Annotated in this window: 1 protein-coding gene; it reads right to left on the reverse strand. The window is 36.4% G+C overall.

The window, feature by feature from the left end:
- Window positions 1–133: 133 nt before the first annotated feature.
- Window positions 134–508: YetF domain-containing protein (locus tag ABD785_RS41225; protein ID WP_344840373.1), on the reverse strand; the 375-nt coding region annotated here is incomplete at its 5' end.

Below are 508 nucleotides of genomic sequence, written 5' to 3' on the forward strand. Positions count from 1 at the left end.
AAAATAATGTCAATAACAAAACGCTATAGAACCGCCCTGCGCTAAGATGCGAGAACTAAAATCACAACGTGTTGTAGCTCGCCTGGTTGACCAACATTCTGTAAATCATAACCAAGAACACGTCAGCTCTTGGTTACTGTAAGTATTGAGGAGGCTCCTCATGATGACCCTTATCTCGAACTTCTTCAAACAAACTATTTTGAATTGGTTGGTTCGGATTGGTTTGCGTATTTGGAGGATTAGGATTCGTGCTTTGGTTTTGTTTTGGATTCGCTTTAAATACTACTTTTGTTTGTGGAAGCTTTAGTTCAATTTCTTGTCTTAGCTGTTGAATTTGGTCTAGTATATACTGAATATCTTCTTTGGTCGCATTTTGTTTGTTTTGTTTCAATATGAAACCTAATTTTCCACTAGGCTCAAGTGTGGCATATTGAACATCACTAATATTCGTTACATTGTTTTGACGAAGCTGAATTTCTAATTGATCGACTGTCATTCTTAGTTTAAG

The organism is Actinocorallia longicatena, from assembly GCF_039534125.1.
GTDB lineage: Bacteria > Actinomycetota > Actinomycetes > Streptosporangiales > Streptosporangiaceae > Actinocorallia > Actinocorallia longicatena.